The organism is Paenibacillus sp. NPDC056722 (genome assembly GCF_042790635.1).
In the GTDB taxonomy this organism is placed as follows: Bacteria; Bacillota; Bacilli; order Paenibacillales; family Paenibacillaceae; genus Paenibacillus_AQ; species Paenibacillus_AQ agri.
This window is the reverse complement of record NZ_JBHTYV010000002.1, coordinates 353,700-372,945: the sequence shown is the minus strand read 5'-3', so window position 1 is coordinate 372,945 and position 19,246 is coordinate 353,700. Positions and strand designations below refer to the sequence as shown.

General features: G+C 48.8%; 16 protein-coding genes. 8 read left to right on the top strand and 8 right to left on the bottom strand.

Annotated features, from left to right (window positions below; genetic code table 11):
- Positions 1 to 4: 4 nt before the first annotated feature.
- Positions 5 to 730 carry a hypothetical protein gene (locus tag ACFRAM_RS06155; protein ID WP_379465007.1) on the bottom strand — a complete coding sequence of 242 codons (726 nt, stop codon included), beginning with the start codon at positions 728 to 730 and terminating at the stop codon, positions 5 to 7.
- A gap of 323 nt (positions 731 to 1,053) precedes the next feature.
- On the opposite strand from ACFRAM_RS06155, the gene ACFRAM_RS06150 reads away from it, so the two are divergent.
- Positions 1,054 to 1,581 carry a GyrI-like domain-containing protein gene (locus ACFRAM_RS06150; protein WP_379465006.1) on the top strand — a complete coding sequence of 176 codons (528 nt, stop codon included), beginning with the start codon at positions 1,054 to 1,056 and terminating at the stop codon, positions 1,579 to 1,581.
- A 238-nt stretch (positions 1,582 to 1,819) separates the two neighbouring features.
- On the opposite strand, the gene ACFRAM_RS06145 is transcribed toward ACFRAM_RS06150, so the two are convergent.
- Positions 1,820 to 3,214, bottom strand: coding sequence for a SpoVR family protein (locus ACFRAM_RS06145; protein WP_379465005.1), 1,395 nt, complete (start codon positions 3,212 to 3,214; stop codon positions 1,820 to 1,822).
- 156 nt (positions 3,215 to 3,370) lie between these two features.
- On the opposite strand from ACFRAM_RS06145, the gene ACFRAM_RS06140 reads away from it, so the two are divergent.
- The 7 genes from ACFRAM_RS06140 (at position 3,371) to ACFRAM_RS06110 (ending at position 10,706) form a co-directional block, all read left to right on the top strand.
- Positions 3,371 to 3,811, top strand: coding sequence for a Uma2 family endonuclease (locus ACFRAM_RS06140; protein ID WP_379465004.1), 441 nt, complete (start codon positions 3,371 to 3,373; stop codon positions 3,809 to 3,811).
- Positions 3,812 to 4,438: 627 nt separating this feature from the next.
- A complete protein-coding gene (locus ACFRAM_RS06135; protein WP_379465003.1) occupies positions 4,439 to 5,218 on the top strand; it encodes an SDR family NAD(P)-dependent oxidoreductase in 780 nt (259 codons plus the stop codon).
- Positions 5,219 to 5,683: 465 nt separating this feature from the next.
- A complete protein-coding gene (locus ACFRAM_RS06130; protein ID WP_379465002.1) occupies positions 5,684 to 6,406 on the top strand; it encodes a response regulator transcription factor in 723 nt (240 codons plus the stop codon).
- Positions 6,403 to 7,338 (top strand): sensor histidine kinase, encoded by a 936-nt coding sequence (locus ACFRAM_RS06125; protein ID WP_379465001.1) that lies wholly within the window; start codon positions 6,403 to 6,405, stop codon positions 7,336 to 7,338. The genes ACFRAM_RS06130 and ACFRAM_RS06125 overlap by 4 nt, the downstream gene beginning before the upstream one ends.
- Before the next feature lie 105 nt (positions 7,339 to 7,443).
- Positions 7,444 to 8,364, top strand: a complete 921-nt coding sequence (locus tag ACFRAM_RS06120) for an ABC transporter ATP-binding protein (protein WP_379465000.1) — start codon at positions 7,444 to 7,446, stop codon at positions 8,362 to 8,364.
- Positions 8,357 to 9,049: an ABC transporter permease gene (locus ACFRAM_RS06115; protein ID WP_379464999.1), complete on the top strand. Its 693-nt coding sequence runs from the start codon at positions 8,357 to 8,359 to the stop codon at positions 9,047 to 9,049. Before ACFRAM_RS06120 ends, ACFRAM_RS06115 begins: the two co-directional genes overlap by 8 nt.
- Positions 9,050 to 9,185: 136 nt before the next feature.
- Positions 9,186 to 10,706, top strand: coding sequence for an ATP-binding protein (locus ACFRAM_RS06110; protein WP_379464998.1), 1,521 nt, complete (start codon positions 9,186 to 9,188; stop codon positions 10,704 to 10,706).
- A 141-nt stretch (positions 10,707 to 10,847) separates the two neighbouring features.
- Here ACFRAM_RS06110 and ACFRAM_RS06105 read toward each other — a convergent pair whose 3' ends face one another.
- The 6 genes from ACFRAM_RS06105 to ACFRAM_RS06080 form a co-directional block, all read right to left on the bottom strand.
- Positions 10,848 to 11,699 carry a DegV family protein gene (locus tag ACFRAM_RS06105; protein WP_379464997.1) on the bottom strand — a complete coding sequence of 284 codons (852 nt, stop codon included), beginning with the start codon at positions 11,697 to 11,699 and terminating at the stop codon, positions 10,848 to 10,850.
- Positions 11,700 to 11,904: 205 nt separating this feature from the next.
- On the bottom strand, positions 11,905 to 12,765 hold the full coding sequence (locus ACFRAM_RS06100; protein WP_246317453.1) for an AraC family transcriptional regulator: 861 nt from the start codon (positions 12,763 to 12,765) through the stop codon (positions 11,905 to 11,907).
- Between the two features lie 137 nt (positions 12,766 to 12,902).
- A complete protein-coding gene (locus ACFRAM_RS06095) occupies positions 12,903 to 14,570 on the bottom strand; it encodes a glycoside hydrolase family 13 protein (RefSeq protein WP_379464996.1) in 1,668 nt (555 codons plus the stop codon).
- Between the two features lie 107 nt (positions 14,571 to 14,677).
- The gene (locus ACFRAM_RS06090) at positions 14,678 to 16,996 is read right to left on the bottom strand and encodes a glycoside hydrolase family 65 protein (protein ID WP_379464995.1); all 2,319 of its coding nucleotides are present in this window, start codon (positions 16,994 to 16,996) and stop codon (positions 14,678 to 14,680) included.
- A gap of 321 nt (positions 16,997 to 17,317) precedes the next feature.
- Positions 17,318 to 17,980, bottom strand: a complete 663-nt coding sequence (pgmB, locus tag ACFRAM_RS06085) for a beta-phosphoglucomutase (RefSeq protein WP_379464994.1) — start codon at positions 17,978 to 17,980, stop codon at positions 17,318 to 17,320.
- 168 nt (positions 17,981 to 18,148) lie between these two features.
- On the bottom strand, positions 18,149 to 19,186 hold the full coding sequence (locus tag ACFRAM_RS06080) for a LacI family DNA-binding transcriptional regulator (protein WP_175374183.1): 1,038 nt from the start codon (positions 19,184 to 19,186) through the stop codon (positions 18,149 to 18,151).
- Positions 19,187 to 19,246 lie beyond the last annotated feature (60 nt).

Genomic DNA, 19,246 nt, shown 5'->3' with positions numbered 1-19,246 from the left:
TTCTTTATTCGGCCGAATCCTTGGGTTCATTGATTTTGCCGCCTAGATTAAAGCCTAACTCCCCGTTATATTTGCCGAAGTGACCGTTAATTCCGAGACCTGCTCCTTGCCCGCCCCCGAACTGGGCTTTGGCCTGTGCCCCGACACCATTATCTCCCCCGAGGTGTAATCCGGTATTGAACCCGGCACCCTGACTTTGGCTCAAGTGACCTTCTGCGTTAGCGTTTAAGCCGTACTGACCACCCAGTTGCGCTCCAGTATTAAATCCGACGCCTTGACCAATGCTGAGATGCGAATTCGCTTGTGCATTAATTCCGTATTGGCCCAAGGCTTGCGCCTCAGTATTGAATCCAAAGCCCTGACTGCTGTCCAGATGAGCGTTGCCCTGCGCATGGATGCCATATTGCTCTGACCCCAGGTGGGCATCGGCATGCGTACCTACGCCATTGTAATTCAGATTTCCACCGGCATTAAAGCCAACCCCGTGCTTACCGCCGATATCCGCCCCTGTTTTTACAGTAACGCCTTGCCCGCTACCCACACTTGCGTTCAACTGACCATTCACAATATGCTGTTTCGGGTTCTGGGTGTTTTGGGGAGGAGATGTTGGACTGACTTCCGAGCGGTGATGAAAGTAATGACAATAAGGGTACTGAATGTAACGAGGTGTATATAGATAAACTGGCTGTTGATGATATTGATGGTTTGGATATCCATTTCCATAGGTCATACGAAATACCTCCATTAGTAAAATAATGATATCAGCCTATTCTATTCATCCTGGAACCTGAATGACACAGCATAAAGCGCTGAGAGCATCCTCCCAGACCCTATTTTTTCAGCAAAACAGGAACAGTCACCTTGGCAGCCAATTGCTATAATGAAATCACCGTACGGGGAAAGGCTGGGTGAGTGCTTGAATTACAGTAAGGATATTGAGCGATGCATCGAATATATTGAACAAAATATTAAAGAAAATTTAACAGCTGAAAATATTGCCGCTGCCTCGGATTTCTTCAGAATGAATCTATTTTCGAAATCGGAGGTTATTTGATGAACCCTGTTATTGTAAAAAAGCCAGCGTTCAAGGTTGCCGGTTACGGCATTCAAACGAATGTGGCTGAAGGCAACTATACGAAGGATGTCGCTTCTTTCTGGAGTCAATATGAAGGAGAAAATTTGGAATCCAAAATGTACGAGATTCTGAATCCGCCTAAGCATGGGGAGGTAGGGCTGTGTATTCCTGCCTTGGATAGTGGTAACGCCACATATCTCCTGGGCGTGATTGTAGAAGACTTCAACCAGGTGACCGGGGATATGCTGACTGCGAGCGTCTCTGAAGCGGAATATGCTGTCTTTACCACGCCGCCTCTGGATACCTCGGAGGGGAAGGATCAGAAGGATTTTGTTAAGGTGATAAAGAGCACTTGGAAGTATATTTTTGAAGAATGGTTTCCTGGCAGCAATTATATATATGATGAGGGCAAACTGGACTTTGAGTTCTACGACGAGCGCTGTCATTCCCGGGTGGATACAGTGATGGAGATTTATGTGCCTGTAAAAGAGCGACTGGAGCAATAAAGATCCGTGTGCCTGATGTGGTTCGGTTAAAAGTCTAACTGACGAGGGATTGGACTTCTACGCCCCTCACAAGATTTGTCTGATAGTATTTCTATTGTATCGATCGACAAAAAGGCCCGCAGCGCACAGAATAGTGCGAGCGGGCTTTTCCAGTAGATATACATCTTCTTGCAATTTCCGCACCGGGTGCGCCTCCCGGCGCAGGTGCTTGGCTCAAGGCGGTGGTCAAACCTCTTGTTTACACAAACCGCCGCTGCACCTTTTTTCCGTCATAGGTGAAAAGTGCTCTCTTGTCTTCCACAACTGTTTGTAAATGCACTGTACGGCCCCACAGGTTGTAGATATGCGGGAGCGTCCGCTCCAGATACTTCAGGTCTAGTTCAATACTCTCGTACTGATGCTCAATATACAGCTCGCCGTTCCGCTCATAATCCGCATTCTTGATGACGAGATAAGGGGAGCCTCCGTTCACGCGGGCCAGCACAAGTTGATCCCGGACATTTTCCCAGGCCTTATCGGTAATTTTCCACTCCGGGCCTTTCTTCTCGAAGACATAAAGATCCAGATCATTGACCAGTTCCTTGGACAGATAGCTGCGGATAAAAGAGGTGTCGGAATCCAGCTCGCGCACCTCGAAGATTTTATCGCGATCCCAGCGGCGCTCGATATCTTCGAATATTTTCAGGCCGAGGTAGTAGGGGTTCAGGCTCTGGCGGGAGGGCTGCACCACTGAGGAATTTAGCTTGGCGTATTCCACTGTTTCCTCAGACGTCAGGTCTAGCTCGCGTACGATCCGCTGATGCCAGTAGGAAGCCCAACCTTCGTTCATGATCTTCGTTTCCATCTGTGGCCAAAAATAGAGCATCTCGTCATGCAGCATTGTCATAATGTCCCGCTGCCAATCTTCGAGCGAAGTGGAATACTGCTGGATGAACCACACGATGTCCTTCTCCGGCTCTGGCGGGAAAGCCCGATTACTAGGTGCCGGCTCTGGGGGACCTGCGCTGACCTGATCCAGATTCCATAGTTCGTCATAAGGATTGGCCGGAGTGTTGCTGCCGGGTGGTGTGTCCTTGCGGTCCTTCATCTTTGCTTCCAGCAGATGGGTCTTACCGAGCTTACGCGGCTGGATCAGGCTGGGATCGATATGTTCCTGGATCGCGAGCACGGAATCAATAAAGCTCTCTACAGCCTCTGTGCCGTAGGTCACCGAATAGTCGGCGATCCGATCGGCGGTTGCCGACATGCTCTCGACCATATTCCGGTTGGAGATAGAGAAGCGGGCATTATTCTTGAAGAAATCGCAGTGGGCCAGCACGTGGGCCACAATTAGCTTGTTCTGGATGAGCGAGTTGCCGTCCAGCAGGAACGCATAGCACGGGTTAGAGTTGATGACCAACTCGTAGATTTTACTCAAGCCGAAATCATATTGAGACTTCATTTTATGAAAAGTTTTTCCGAAGCTCCAATGGCCAAACCGGGTTGGCATTCCATAGGCACCGAACGTGTAAATAATATCGGCAGGGCAGATCTCATAGCGCATCGGATAGAAATCCAGCCCGAAGCCGGTAGCAATCTCCGTAATCTCCGCAATGGCCCTCTCTAGCGCTTTCAGTTCATCATCGCCGGGCATGAACCCATCTCTCCTTCCTTCTTCTAACGCACCGTGTACTGGCAGAGTCTAAAGTACGTTCCCCAGCTTAAGCGGGAGCCGTTCTTCTTATGTATATGGGTGGAGAGATGGAAGTATGATGAGGAGGGAGATGCCTGAGAAAGGAAAGCATGGCATTTGTCAGAAGAAGCAAAGGTCAGGATTTGTGATTTGCGCACCGATATTGAACGAGTGAAAATTAGCATCGATCCGTTTGATGTGCTTTTCTCTGAAAGTGAAGATTATCAATCACCCGATCAGGTTACTCAACCAGATCTTTCGATTGTTTGTTTTAAGGACCAAATATCAAAGAACGGCTGTAACGGTGCCCCGACACTCATTATTGAAGTGCTGTCACCTGCCACTGCCCTGAAGGATTTTAATGAGAAGTTCAACTTATATCAGAAGCACGGAGTTCAGGAATATTGGATTGTTGATCCTGGAAATCAGACGGCTCACATCTATACTTTGGAGGACGGCAGTTATCAGGTGCGCCATTTATATACAGAGCAGGAGACGATCCAGTCCGTTGTCTTTAAAGATTTACAAGTTCCAATGAACACGTTATTTAGTCTATAACAACACACACAACTAGCCGGCGAGATATAATCTCGACCGGTTATTTTTGTTCTTTGAAATCATATTGAAACTTCATTTTATGAAAAGTTTTGCGGATATCCATTTAGGCATAGTCGAACTAGCAACGCTTCTCCCAAAATTGATTCTTGGGAATAGACATTTGAGTCACCTTCCTTTTGCTCATTTTATCAAACACGAAGAGAATCTCATCAATTAAAAAGACTTCCACAAACTAGGGACAGACATTTTCTGTCCCTATTAATGCTGATTCTATCTTAGAATCTGAGTTTGACTTTATGCTGAAAGTAGAGCGGAGGGTTGGAGGATTTCTGGAGAAACGAAGTGTTCGCCTTTAAAGGCCGATTTCAACCTTGTAATTCCTTTTACAATCTAGAGATCGGGCTTTAACAGCAATCGTAAGAAACCTCCGAACCCGTAGCGGCTTAATTCAGCATCGCCCAGGATTTTATCTGAAATTAAGAGCTAAATTAATATTGATCTGGAACAATTTACATATGAATTAATTCTAGAGATGTTATGATAGATAAAGGATAGATTTTCCTATACCTCCACAGGGTGTATATGGTTCAATCGTATTCTGAAAAACTAACAACGAGGTGCTTCATAATGTTCAGAGTATTTGAGGAATTCAAAGGGAAGACAGCAATTATCACAGGTGGGGGTACAGGCATTGGCAGAGCTACAGCACTGCGTTTAGCGGAGCTCGGAGCCAATGTTGTTATCGCAAGCCGGTCTGAAGCGGATGGAGTTGCGACTGTACGCGAAATTGAGGAGCTTGGAGGAAGTGCGGCATTCATCCAAACGGATGTGGCCAAGGAAGAACAAATTATTGCCCTGGTCAACCAAACTATTGAACGTTTTGGTTCGATTGACTACATGTACAACAACTCGGCGATTACAGGGGATAATGAGCTTCTAGAGGATTATAAGACTGAAACATTCGACAGAGTGTTTGATGTCAATGTCAGAGGGCAGCAGCTTCTGATGAAGTATGCCGTGCCTCACATGAAACCTGGAAGTGCGATCGTTAACTGTGCTTCTTTGCATGGAACGATTGCTATGGCGGGTGATGTAGCTTACTCTGCAAGTAAACATGCGGTTATTGGTTTAGGTAAATCAGCAGCGGCGGAGTTCGCAGCTAAAGGAATCCGGGTAAATATTGTCGCTCCAGGACCGGTTCCTACCAAAATGATGAGACGCTATGAAGAATTGCTCACAGACGATGTTGAGGCGCTTGAGCAAGCTATTGCCCAGCTTCCGGTTCTGAAACGCTACGGAACGCCAGAAGAAGTAGCCAACGCGGTAGTCTTCCTTCTGAGCGACATGGCTTCTTATATCGTAGGTCATGTGCTTATGGTTGATGGTGGCTGCTCGATAATCAGATAGTCGTCTGCAATATATAGATAAACAGGCCGCTCGCAGTCACTCTTGACTGGTGAGCGGCCTGTTTTCGCTACTCAGATTTAGAAGTTATTGGTATACTTTGAAAAAGAATATGAATTTTAGCTATATAAACAGTGAAAAAGAGGGCAACCTCTCCAATTAGCAGCATTTTTGTACCTTATTTTTCTTTAATATCGTAAAAATAGGGAAATAGAGGCATTATTGTATCTTATTTTTCGGAAAATCACGCTGGACAGGGCATTCTGGAAGATTTAAGGTACAATTTTGCACTTAATCTCTACTAAGCCTTAGCTACTGAGGATTTAAGGTACAAAAATGCCGTTAATTACACTTCGATCCTGCTTATATAAGCTTTCTTTTTTCTTGGTATGTTTGTTTTTTAAAATCCTTTCTATTTAGAAGATTATCCAGCTATTTTATAGCTTTATTATTGGAGGCGACGATGGAATGCAGCAGCGGATCTTGCTGATTGAAGACGATGAAAGTATCAGTGAAATGGTCTCTTCTTATCTTGTAAAAGAGGGTTTTGAGGTCAAGTCAGTGTATGACGGTGAGGAGGCAGAGCGTGTTTTTCGCAGCGGCACCTATGAGCTTGTTCTGCTGGATCTTATGCTCCCCAAGCGAAGCGGGACTGATATTCTGCAGACGATCCGAGCTAATAGCCTTGTCCCTGTGCTGATCATGTCTGCAAAGGACAGCGATGTAGACAAGGCATTGGGTCTGGGCTTCGGGGCGGATGACTATATCACGAAGCCCTTCTCTATGATTGAACTAGTAGCGAGAGTGAAAGCAGCGATCCGCCGGGCGGGATACGGCGGTGTAGCCGCAGGTGTTAAGCCGGAAGCAGCCGCTGCGGCGCGCCAGACGATTAGTTTGGAAGGGCTGACTGTGGATCTCGACAATTTCACGGCCTTGAAGCATGGGGAGGAAGTGAAGTTAACAGCCAAGGAATTCCACATTCTTAAGTTGTTTGTGACGAACCCTGGCCGGGTGTTCACCAAGGCGCAGATCTATGCCAGCGTGTGGGCTGATGAGTATTACGGGGACGAGAATGTGATTAATGTCCATATGAGAAGATTGCGGGAGAAGATCGAAGACGATCCCTCGCATCCGTTATATATCAAGACCCTGTGGGGAATCGGATACAAACTGGGAGCGGAAGTGCAATGATCGCTGTTCTTGGCGTAGTTATTGTACTGTTGCTGCTCGTTATCCTGTGGCAATTTAAATCGGCCAAAGCTACTGCCAGCCAGCTCACCTATATTCATGAGAAGCTGAACAGTATTTTGGATGCCGGGACACAGGAAAGGCTACTGCTGTTTAGCGGCAACCAGGAGCTGCGTGTATTGTTGACTGACCTGAACCACCTGCTGGATGCCAATCATAGAGGCGGCGTGGAGAGGCGGCGACTGGAGAAAGCCATGCGGGGGATGCTGTCCAATGTATCGCATGATCTCAAGACCCCGCTGACGGTAGTGCTCGGCTATATCGAGACGATTTTGCAGGACAAAGATATGACAGAACCGGAACGGGATGCTATGCTGACGATCATTCACCGGAAGGCGGGTGAGGTGATTACGCTGATGAATACTTTTTTTGACCTGGCGAAGCTGGAATCAGGTGACTGTAACCTTCCACTCTCCCGGTTGAACATGAATGAGGTGTGCAGGAAGAACATTTTATCTTTCTACGACATTCTGAACGGTAAGGGTAGTGAGGTGCAGATCGAGATTCCGGATGAGCCGCTGTACATAATGGGCAATGAAGAGTCAATGGACCGGATTCTCTCCAATCTGATCTCGAATGCAATCACTTACGGCGATGCGGGGAAGATACTGGGTTTACGGCTTTTTTTTGATGACAAGAACGTCAGTGTGGAGGTGTGGGACCGGGGGAAAGGAATCACCGCCTCCCATCAGGATCAGGTGTTTGAGCGGCTGTATACCCTGGAGGACTCGCGCAACCGGAATTATCAGGGCAGTGGTCTCGGACTGACTATTACAAAGCGATTAACTGAGCAGATGAACGGAACGATCACATTAATCAGCAAACCGCATGTCAAAACAGCGTTTACGGTTTCTTTTCCCCGGATGCGCTTCTAAAGAACTGTACTTAAGAAATTCGTAAGAATAGGGTAAGAAAAAAGAAAATTGTGGTGTGTACAATAAAAACATGGAAGAGAGATGAACACAAAGGAGATAGCGGATATGACTTCAATCCTTCGTACACGGGATTTAACCAAGGTATACCATGGCAGGGAAGCGGTAAGCAGTGTCAATATGACGATCAAGCAGGGCGAGATTTACGGATTTCTGGGACCGAATGGTGCCGGCAAAACAACAGTGATGAGAATGATCACCAATCTGGTGAAGCCAACGGGCGGAGAGATTGAATTTTTCGGGGAAAAAGTGACCCCCGGTTCTTACGAAATGCTCAAGCGGATGGGCTGCATTATTGAGAACCCGGTGTTCTACGATAAATTGAGCGCCAGAGAGAATCTCCTTCTGCATGGAGAATATATGGGCTACTATGACAAGAAAGCAATCGAAGAGGCGTTAGCATTAGTGAAGCTTTCGGGCATCGACAACAAGCCGGTAAAGCAGTTCTCTCTGGGGATGAAGCAGCGGCTGGGCATTGCTCGTTCGATCATGACGAAGCCGGAGCTATTGATTCTGGATGAGCCGATCAACGGTCTCGATCCGGTGGGCATTAAGGAGATGCGCGAGGTGTTCCGCATGCTGAGCAGAGAGTATGGCATGACCCTTCTGATTTCCAGTCACTTATTGAGCGAAATCGAACAGGTTGCGGATACGATCGGTGTCATCCGTGAGGGCCGTTTGTTAGAAGAAGTGGCGATGGATACGATTCGTGGACTGAATACAGATTATATCGAGCTATCCACCCCGGAAGTCACCAAGGCAGTCTATGTACTGCAGCATAAGCTGAGCCTCACCAATTTCAAGGCGATGGACGCTGGAATCATCCGCATATATGACGATGGCGTTTCGCAGCAGGCACTGAACAAAGCGCTCGTTCTCGGAGATGTCTATATTGCGAGCCTTAGCAGGAAGCAGCATTCGCTCGAAGATTATTTTCTGCAATTGATCGGGGGTGAGGGCATTGCTTAAATTGATGTCACTGGAAATCCGTAAGCATAAATTGACAGGACTCATCAAGGGCGTGCTCATCGCGAATCTCATCATCCTAAGCTTTATGGTACTTGTATTGTTTGTGGACCAGAATGAGCAGGTTTCGACATTCACATCATTCGGGGATGTTTTTGAAGGACTCTTCGTTTTTGTAAAGGCGGTATTCATCATCTTTGCTTCAGCTCTGCTGGGCAGACTGATTATCGAAGAATACAGAAGCAATACGATCAGCCTGCTCTTCATGTATCCTATCCCACGTAAAAAACTGCTTACCGCCAAATTGATTATCGTCTTCCTCTTCACTTTTTGTACGATTATGATTTCAGATCTGGTGCTAGGGGCTTTGTTGTTCTGGATCAATCACTACTTACAGATCATTCCGGGTCAACTAACTTGGATCCTGGTGAAAGACGAACTGGTGAAGCTGGGGACAGGGGCACTTTATGCGGCAGGGATTGGACTCATTCCATTGTATTTTGGGATGCGGAAGAAATCGGTCTCAGCCACGATCATTTCGTCGGTGGTGCTTGTGACTCTGATTTCTGGAGGATTTGACCAGGCTCGGCTAGGCAATTTTGCGGCCATTTCCATCAGCCTTGGCCTCATTGGAATCGCCATTGCCTATGTATCCATTCGTAAGATCGAAACAGATGATATCGCTTGATGCCGTAGGCCATAGAATAGCCCCTGCACCCGTGCAGGTGGCTATTTTTGGGTATAGAAAACACCTCTCTTTACTCATGATTTACCCTGCAGAACTTGTTATAATATGTGGATTGAGTACGGAGAGGATGAAAACTATGGATAAGGAAAACCACTCTATTCTATATGAGAATCACCCTGATCCCATCTACATTTTGGACACGGAGGGGAACTGCCTGGGCGTGAACCGTTCTGCGAGGGAACGGTCGGGAGTGGAATTTGAAGGACTGAACAGCCATTCGGTGCTGGAGGCTTCCACTGCGGACTATCAGTTGGTATGCCGGCGGCAGTTTGCGCAGGCGCTTCAGGGTGAATCGTCCAGCTTTGAGATGGATACGGTCCGTCCTAACGGGGAATTTCACCGGGTGGTCATTACTTTTTTACCCATTGAAGCTGAGAATGAAGTGGCAGGTGTCTACGCGATCGTCAAAGACATCACCAATTATATTGGTGTGGACGACATCCGCAGTCCTGGGCATCTCAAAGAATTGAACGATCGGCACAGCCTGATCCTAAATTCTGTATCAGAGGGCATCTTCGGGGTGAACAAAACGGGGCATACGATCTTCATAAACCCGGCGGGGATGGAGATGCTGGGGTATACGCTGGATGAGTTCATCGGTATTCATAGTTTCTCACATATCCAGCACACCCGGTCGGACGGCTCTCATTACGCCCTGGAGGAATCTCCGATTAATCGGACGGTCAGAGACGGAGTTACGCGCAGCATGGAGGAAGAAATCTTCTGGCGTAAAGATGGGACGAGCTTTCTGGTGAATTATCGGGTAGCTCCAATTGTGGACAATGGTATGATCGAAGGCGCTGTTATTGTATTCAGCGACATTACGAATGAACGGGAGATCATCCGGGCCAAGGAGTTTGCGGAGAAGGCTGCCCGGGCTAAGGCCGACTTTCTGGCGATGATGAGTCATGAGATCCGGACACCGATGAACGGGATGATCGGGATGGCGGACTTGCTGCTGGAGACGGAGCTCGGCGAGGAGCAGCGGAGCTATGCAGAGATTCTGCGCAGCAGCAGTTACAGTCTGCTGAGTATCTTGAACGATATCCTTGATTTTAGCAAAATGGAAGCGGGCAAAATGATCCTGCAGTCTGAAATGTTCGACCTGCGGGAAATGATGTCCAGTATTGTGGACCTGTTCACGCCCAAAGCCGAGGAGAAGAAGCTGGCCCTGCGGTGGTGGGCCGATACCAGTGTCCCAGAGGTATTGACTACTGATCCTAGCCGCTTGCGGCAGATCATTGTCAATCTCGTAGGCAATGCCTTGAAATTCACAGAGCAAGGAAGCGTGACCTTGTCCGTGAAGAACATCGTGCTACCGCATTCCCAGAATTACCTGTTGGAGTTCTCGGTACGGGATACAGGTATCGGCATCGCCGATAACAAGCTGAATCTCTTGTTTCAGTCCTTCTCACAGCTTCACCCGTCGCATACCCGCAAATATGGGGGGACAGGCCTCGGACTGGCGATCTGCAAACAGCTGGTAGAGCTGATGGGGGGCACGATTTTTGTGGAAAGCGAGGAGGGAAGAGGGTCTACCTTTCGCTTTATGCTGCCCTTTTTGAAGGAGGAAGACAGGGACGGATTTGAACTGTAGGTTTAGCTGGTGGGCCACAGTCGTCGAATCGTTATCTCATCGGTAACCAGGCGCTTTAGCTACCAGAGCCCAAAAAAGGCTGCCCGTAGTCATCTTCTGACTTCCGGGCAGCCCGCCATGTTTGCTTTTATCGTATTGAAATTATGATTCACGCAAATACATAAGACCTACCGTTTGCGGACCGCAATGACTGCCGATTACACAGCCGGCTTCGATCACCGCAATCTCTTGGGCGCCAGTGGCTTGCTGCAGCGCACTCTTTAAATATTGCGCATCTTCTTCAGCCAGGGTGTGTGCTACAATAAGCAGTTCCTTATCCATTTGCTTGATGTCGGCAAGCGCGTTCTGAAGCATCTGCTCGACAGCTTTTTCCTTCTTGCCACGGACTTTGCTGACCGGGACAATACTGCCGTCAATCAGCTTCAGCACGGGCCGGATTTTGAGCAGACTGCCGATAAAGTTCTGCATGCCGGAGCAGCGCCCGCCCATATATAAGTAATCAAGCGTATCGACTACAAATTGAGTATCCATGTGTTTGCGGGCTGTCTTAAGCAGCTCTGCGATCTCAGCTGCACTGTGCCCCTTGGCAGCGGCGCGCACGGCCTTCATGACAAGCAAGGCGATTCCCCCGCACAGCGTCTCCGAATCTACGACCTCCACTCTTCCTTCAGGGAACTCACCTGCGGCCAGCAGGGCATTCTGATATGTAGAAGATAAGGCAGAGGACAAACTGATATAGACAATATCACTACCGCTCTCAATAACTGGCGCGAATGCTGCCATGAAGTCAGCTGGCGAAGGTGCAGCCGTTTTGGGCAGACTGCCTTTGGCAGCAACCTTGCGGTACACCTCTTCGGGCGTAATATCCACTCCATCCTTATAAGTACCATCGTCGAATACTACATATAACGGGACGAGGCCGACATCATACTTCTCTTTCCAGCCTTGCGGCAAATCGGAAGTGCTGTCTGAAAAAATTTTCACAGTAGACATGAAATTCTCCTTCACCGAGTATCGGACTTTTTATAAAATCCACATAATTTGTTTATTATACCAAGACGAAGCCATTTCTCAAAATGGAAAATAGCCACGGGGATGGATTACTAAGCTTCTACTCTATGATATGAAAAGAGACCCCCCGTTGTTCGGGCGGCCTCTTGGGTTATGGAGGATCTTTCGATAGTGACGAATATAATGCTTATTTCTGCTTAATCGGAATCCATACTTCACAACGATAGTCTTCTGCGTTCACATCACCAAGCGGGTAGAGTTCAAGTTCGGGTCCGCCCGAATGTTCATACGCTGTGCTGGGGAACCATTCCTGGAAGATTCGGCTCCAGACGTCCTGAATCGCATGCGGCATCGGTCCAACCGAGGTGAAGACAGCCCAGGTGGAGGCAGGTACAATAGCCGTTTCATAGCCTTGTGGGTCCGTATTGGAATCGTCTTCTACGGCGATCCAATAAGAGAGCTTCTCATTGGGATGATCCACACCCATACAGATTCCGAGGATATCCTCTTTTTTGCCGATTTCAGTCAGTTGGTCAGACGTTCCGTCTCCGTTGGCGGCACTCCAGAAGGCCGGGATCTCCCGCAGATTCTCCCCATCCTTCAAGGATACCTCGATAGACTTGCCGATCACTCTGAAGCTATCTTTCTCGATAATTCTGTATTCCATTTCTTTATCTCCCTTCAATGATAGATGGAAAGAGAGGCGTGGAAAGGCCTTGAGCTGTACGCCCTTCTCGCGGGCGGCTGAAGGGGACACCCCATGCAGTTTACGGAACGCTTTGGAAAAAGATTCAGGGGTATCGTAGCCGTATTTCAGTGCTACGTCTAGCACTTTAATATCTGACACGCTCAGCTCCTGCGCCGCAAGCGACAATCTCCGCTTGCGGATATACTCGAATACCGTGAATCCGGTCAGGAGATTGAACATACGCTGAAAGTGAAAGGGCGAAGAGCAAGCTACCCTTGCGATCTCATCAATATTCAGCGGTTCCTCTAAATTGTCCTCTACATAATTCAGAGCATCCTTCATTCGAATCAACCATTCCAAGTGCGCCATCTCCTTCTGAATCCATACTATCATTCCCTGGTCTGTTCATCCGGTTCTTCCGTGCGTTCTGAAGACAGGTGACAGGGAGACTTTGAGTTCAATCTTTCTAATAGTATAACTCAGCTAGACGGGTCTCGTCAGTTCCCCAGTCGGTACACGCCTGCTTCGTACGGCCGCAGAACACTAAGGTCAGAGGATACATCCCCGTAGTTTCCAATCACCAGTTCCTTGACGGCTGCCAGCTCCTCAGGAAGATCGACAGGCTGCGCAACATCGCTGAAGTTCAGCAGCACGAGCCATTGCTCATCGTCCAGGGTACGGGTGTAAGCATAGATATTATCATGCTCTGGTAGAAGCAGCTTGTACTCTCCGTAGACCATGATCGGGTTTTCTTTGCGCAGCGCGATCAGCTTGCGGTAGTAATGGAACACCGAATCGGGATCGGCCATTGCCTGCTCCGCATTAATTTCGCTATAATTCGGATTCAGCCGCAGCCAAGGTGTTCCGGTAGTAAAGCCTGCGTTGGCAGAACCATTCCATTGCATAGGCGTCCGGGCGTTGTCCCGTCCTTTGGCATAGATGGCATTCAAGATCGTCTCGTGATCGGCGCCGCCCTCGGTGACTTTTTCACGGTACATGTTCAGGGTCTCGATATCCTGATAGTATTCCAGCACAGGGAATTTCACGTTGGTCATCCCGATTTCTTCCCCTTGGTAAATATACGGGGTGCCCTTCAGCGTGTGCAGCAGGGTTGCCAGCATTTTGGCGGAGATGACACGGTACTCGCCGTCATTACCGAAACGGGATACCATGCGTGGCTGATCATGATTGTTCAGGTACAGACTGTTCCAGCCTTGTTCGGCCAGGCCGACCTGCCATTTATGCAGGATTCCACGCAGTTGGTGAAGAGTCCATGGGGTTACTTCCCACTTGCCGCTGGGGCCGGAGTCGACGTCCATATGCTCGAATTGAAAGACCATTTGTAATTCTTCCCGGTCCTCACCGGTATATAAAATGGCATCCTCTACAGACGCCCCCGGCGTTTCGCCGACAGTCATGACGTCATACTTGGAGAGTACCTTTTGGTTCATTTCATGCAGGAATTCATGCACTCTTGGACCGTTCATGTAGTATTCACCACCACCGCCAAGCTCGGCATCGCCTGACGAAGGGAGGCCTGGCGTTTTGGAGATCAGGTTGATGACGTCCATCCGCAGTCCGTCTACCCCTTTATCCAGCCAGAAGGTTATCATCTTGTACAGTGCCTCACGCAGCTGCGGATTCTCCCAGTTAAGGTCCGGCTGCTTCCGCGAGAACAGGTGCAGATAGTATTCACCGGTAGTCTCGTCCAGTTCCCAAGCCGGGCCGCTGAATATGGAGCTCCAGTTGTTAGGACGCTTGCCGTCCGGACCGCCGGGGCGCCAGATGTAATAATCGCGATAAGGGTTGTCTTTGGAGGAACGGGATTCCACGAACCAGGCATGCTCATCCGAGGAATGGTTGATCACGAGATCCATCATCAGCTTGATGCCCCGGGTATGGAGGCCCTCAAGTAGTTCCTCCCAGTCCTGAAGCGTACCGAATTCATCCATGATATCTTCATAATCGCTGATGTCGTAACCGTTGTCATCATTCGGCGACTTGTAGACGGGGGAGAGCCAGACGACATCAACGCCGAGCTGCTGGAGATAATCCAGACGGGAGATAATTCCCTTAAGGTCGCCGATGCCGTCACCATTGCTGTCCATGAAGCTCCGAGGGTAGATTTGGTATACTACGGCTTCTTTCCAAAAAGCTTTTTTCATTGTGAGATCTCCTTAAATGTTGTTTATAGTCCAGCCTGTACAACCCTTTAAACAGTACTCGGCCCCCGAAAGCAGACAGCCTCGGGGGCCGGGAGAATACGGGCTGATTATGCGGTAATGTTGGTTCCTTGAGCAGTAACGCTACTAAGTCCATTCACTGTATATTCCTGGCCATAAATCGTGAGCGAGGCCGGAATATCGGTTTCGTTGGTCACAGTTACCTGGGTATCGGTTACGCTGACCAGAAGACGAGATCCACGGAACATAATTTTGAAGGAATAGGACGTCCAGTGACCTGGATTAGAAGGGTTCAGGTTCAACCGTCCATTTAGCACGCGCAGACCGCCGAAGCCATGAACGATTGACATCCACGTACCCGCCATGCTCGTGGTATGGCAACCGTCTTCTGTATCATTATTGTAGTTGTCCATATCCAGTCTAGAGGTGCGCAGATACATCTCATAAGCCTTTTCCTTGTAGCCCAGCTCACAGGCGAGAATCGCATGGATGCAAGGGGAGAGGGAGGACTCATGGACGGTGATCGGCTCGTAGAAGTCGAAATTCCGTTTTTTTGTATCTAGATCGTAACGGTCACCGAGGAAATATAGCCCTTGCAGCACATCCGCCTGCTTGATGAAGCAGGAACGCAGGATGCGGTCCCATGACCATTTCTGGTTCAGTGGCAAATGCTCTGGATGCAGATCCTTAACCTTAATGATCTCCTTGTCGAGGAATCCGTCCTGTTGGAGGAAAATCTCCAGTTCTTCATCCACCGGATAGTACATTTTGGCGATAATCTCGCTCCATTTGCCAGTTTCACTGTCCTGAAGTCCGAGCTTCTCCAGCAATTCTGCGTAGCGGGCGGGTTCATTCTCTTGCAGGTAAGCCAGAGCTTCCAGCGTGTATTCCATCGTCCAGGACGCGATACGGTTCGTGTACCAGTTGTTATTGACGTTGTTCTCGTACTCGTTTGGTCCAGTAACACCTAGCATGACATATTTGTCTTTGTGCGGTACATAGTGCACGCGCTCTTCCCAGAAGCGGGAGATTTCTACCAACACCTCAAGTCCGTACTGGCCAAGGTAGGATTGGTCGCCGGTGTAGTTCACATAGTTATAAATAGCATAGGCAATCGCCCCGTTGCGGTGAATCTCCTCGAATGTAATTTCCCACTCGTTATGGCATTCCTCGCCGTTCATCGTCACCATCGGGTAGAGGGCGCCTTTAGTGAAGCCGAGTTTGCGGGCGTTCTCCTTAGCTTTTTCCAGGTGCTTGTAACGGTAGATCAATAGGTTACGGGCGATGGACGCATCCGCCGTACTAAGATAGAAAGGTACACAATATGCTTCGGTATCCCAGTACGTGCTGCCGCCGTATTTTTCCCCGGTAAAGCCCTTCGGCCCGATGTTCAGACGATCGTCCTCACCGTTATACGTCTGATTCAGTTGGAAAATATTAAAGCGGATCGCCTGCTGCGCAGACACGTCGCCTTCGATGATAATGTCGCTTTCCTTCCATTTGTCTCTCCAGGCATCTGCCTGCTCGGTCAAAAGCGCTACAAATCCGGCTTCCCGTGCGCTTTGCAGTGCAGTCTTGGCGGCATCCACCAGCTGCCCGAGACCATGATTGCGGGAGGTTACATTAGCCGCATATTTGTAAATCACGACTTGATCGTTCGGCTGTACCGCTACAGCAACTCGGCTAGCAACATATTTTTCCTGCTCGATGGCTTCCGCTTGCGCCGTTGTGTTCCCGCCGTTCACGAGGATATCGAAGGCCATAGCCGAGGTAACGTGAAAATCGAGCTTTTTGGTCTTTAGGGTGAGATAACCGCTATCCCCTGCACTTTTCTTCTCGACTTCATTCCAGAATTTCTCGTCATAGTTAGCATCCTTGTTCTTGATGTCGCCATCCAGGTAAGGCGTGATTGTGAGCTGGCCAGCAAAGTTGAGAGGAACGATGGAATAGCGGATCGCACCGATCTCCTGGCGGGTCATGCTGACAATGCGGATGCTCTCTACTTTGACTTGCTTGCCGTCTTCCAGTTCAGCGGTGAAGCTGCGGGATAACGTACCTTCCTTCATATTCAAGACCCGGCGGAAGTCGGTCACTGTGGATTTCGCGAGATCGAGCGGGGTGCCGTCGATATCAATGTTGATGCCGATCCAGTTCGTGCTGTTCAGCACTTTGGCAAAATACTCGGGATAGCCGTTCTTCCACCAGCCGACCCGTGTCTTATCCGGATAGTATACGCCAGCCATATAGCTGCCCTGCAGACTGTGGCCGCTGTATTGCTCCTCGAAATTGGCGCGTCCGCCCATATATCCGTTCCCGATGCTGAATACGCTCTCGGAAATTTCCTGGGTTCCCGGATCAAATGATTCTTCGATAATGGACCATTCATCAATTTTCAAATATTGCTTCAAGATTATCGGCTCCTTTTAAGTTGGGGATAATATATAGAACTATAACTACTGAGGTTATACGCAGACCGCTCCGATGGCTAAGGTTGTTCCGATCGCTGTTGTCCCCGGATATACTGAATTTATAGGGTTATGTAAGCATCCGGGGACAGCTTAGGCTTCCGATGCGAGCTTTCCTGCGGAAAGCTTTCAGGTGAACGTTGCGCTTCTCTACAATCCTTTTGCCTTCTCCGCTCGGAGTAAAACTAGGACATGGTTCTTTATGAATAGGGAGAGGCAGGGAGCAATCGTACATCCCGCGATAGGTGTATAACTTAATGTTGCTTAATTACTGGTAAAAGATTCCCTAAGCGTCGAAACTTTCATTTCTTGCAGGGAAGGGATGACTATATTGGCGGCTCCAAGGGTGGCTGGAGAGCCGATGCCGACACTGGTCATTCCGGCACGGATAGCGGCTTCTATGCCAGCTTCGGCATCCTCGAAGACGACACAGTGCCCCGGCTCTACGCCCAAAGCTTTGGCTCCCAGCAGGAACACTTCAGGGTCAGGCTTGGCAGCACTGGTGTGGGTGCCGTCAATAATGGCGTCAAAGTATGGGGTCAAGCCAGTATTGTTCAAGATGGTCATCGCATTTTTGCTGGCGGAGCCGAGAGCGACCTTGATGCCATTCTGGCGGCATTCCATCAGGAATTGAAGGGCGCCGGGCAGAATCTCTGAGCTGTCCATAGAGGAGATGTACTCAACATAACGGGCATTCTTTTTATCAGCGAGCCTCGCTTTTTCGTGCTCATCCATAGTTAGCCCGCCTATCTCTAGCAAAATATCGAGTGACGCCGCTCGGCTGACACCTTTAAGGCGTTCATTATCCTGCTCGGTGAAAGGAAAGCCTAGATCGTCAGCCAGCTCTTTCCAGGCAATGTAATGATACTTAGCGGTGTCTACAAGCACACCATCCAAATCAAATAAACAGGCATGAATAGTTGTCATGAATGGAACCTCCTAGAAAGATATACGCGGAATTGCTTCTGTCCATGCGTATTAGAATGGACTCAGGAATCATTAATCTGCATATTAGCGCAAACGTTTGAACAAAGATCCAAAAAATAAATGAAGCATCTACGCTTCATTTATTCGTTCCTGTTCGTTCCCGGTCTGTTACGGCTTGCTTGGTGTATGCATGGAGGACTCTCTGACAATGAGGCGGTGCGGAATCACAAATCTATTCGTATAACCCGCATCATTATTAGGTTTCTGTATGCCCTGAATCAGTACCTGCGAGGCAGTGTAGCCCAGATGGTAGATACCGATATCAATACTGCTGATAGGGGGACTGGACAGCTCGGACAACGGAATGTTGTTAAAGCTGACAATCGCCAGATCATCGGGAACCTTATATTTCAGTTCGTTCAATCCGCGCAGCACACCAAAGGACACCATATCGTCCACCGCGACCAGCGCAGTGGGTCGGTTCGGGAGATTCATGAAGAAAGACATCGCCCTGTAGCCACTATCCTGTAAGAATTCACCTTCCACAATCCATTCCGGTCGCATGGTCAATCCGCTGTTCTCCATAGCTTTGCGGTAACCTTCCAGACGATCGCGGGAAACGATGAGATTGGGTGGGCCACTGACGAAGCCGATACGCTCATGTCCCATGGAAATCAGGTGATTCGTGGCGTCATACGCTGCCATGACGTTATCATTATCGACAGATAATATATTCTCATAGCGGTCGCTTCTTCCGATTAGCACGAAGGGATAGCCACCACCCTGTAGAAAATCAATCACAGCGTCATCTTTGCGTGAATACAACAGAATTACACCGTCAACACGGCGCCCCTTCAGGAGGCGGGAGACGGCTTCCAGTTCTTCCTTTTCATTCGCGCCGGAGCTGATCAGTACATCGTAGCCGGATCGGCTGGCCTGCGTGACAATCCCGCGAATCAATTCCATGAAGAACAGGTTGGAGAACAACTCTTCAGCCGGTTTCGGGAGGATAATGCAAATACTGTTGGTAGTCTTCGATACCAGACTCTTGGCCATCATATTGGGAGTGTAGCCCATATCCTCCATAATCGCTTTAACTTTACGTGAGGTTTCCAGGCTGATTCTGGGATGGCCTGACAACACCCTGGATACTGTGGACGGGGATACTCCCGCTTTTTTCGCCACATCCTTAATGGTAACTGTCATAGAAACCTCCTTATGGAACCGTTTGCTTTACACAGTAATATTAATCGAAGTACTGCCAAT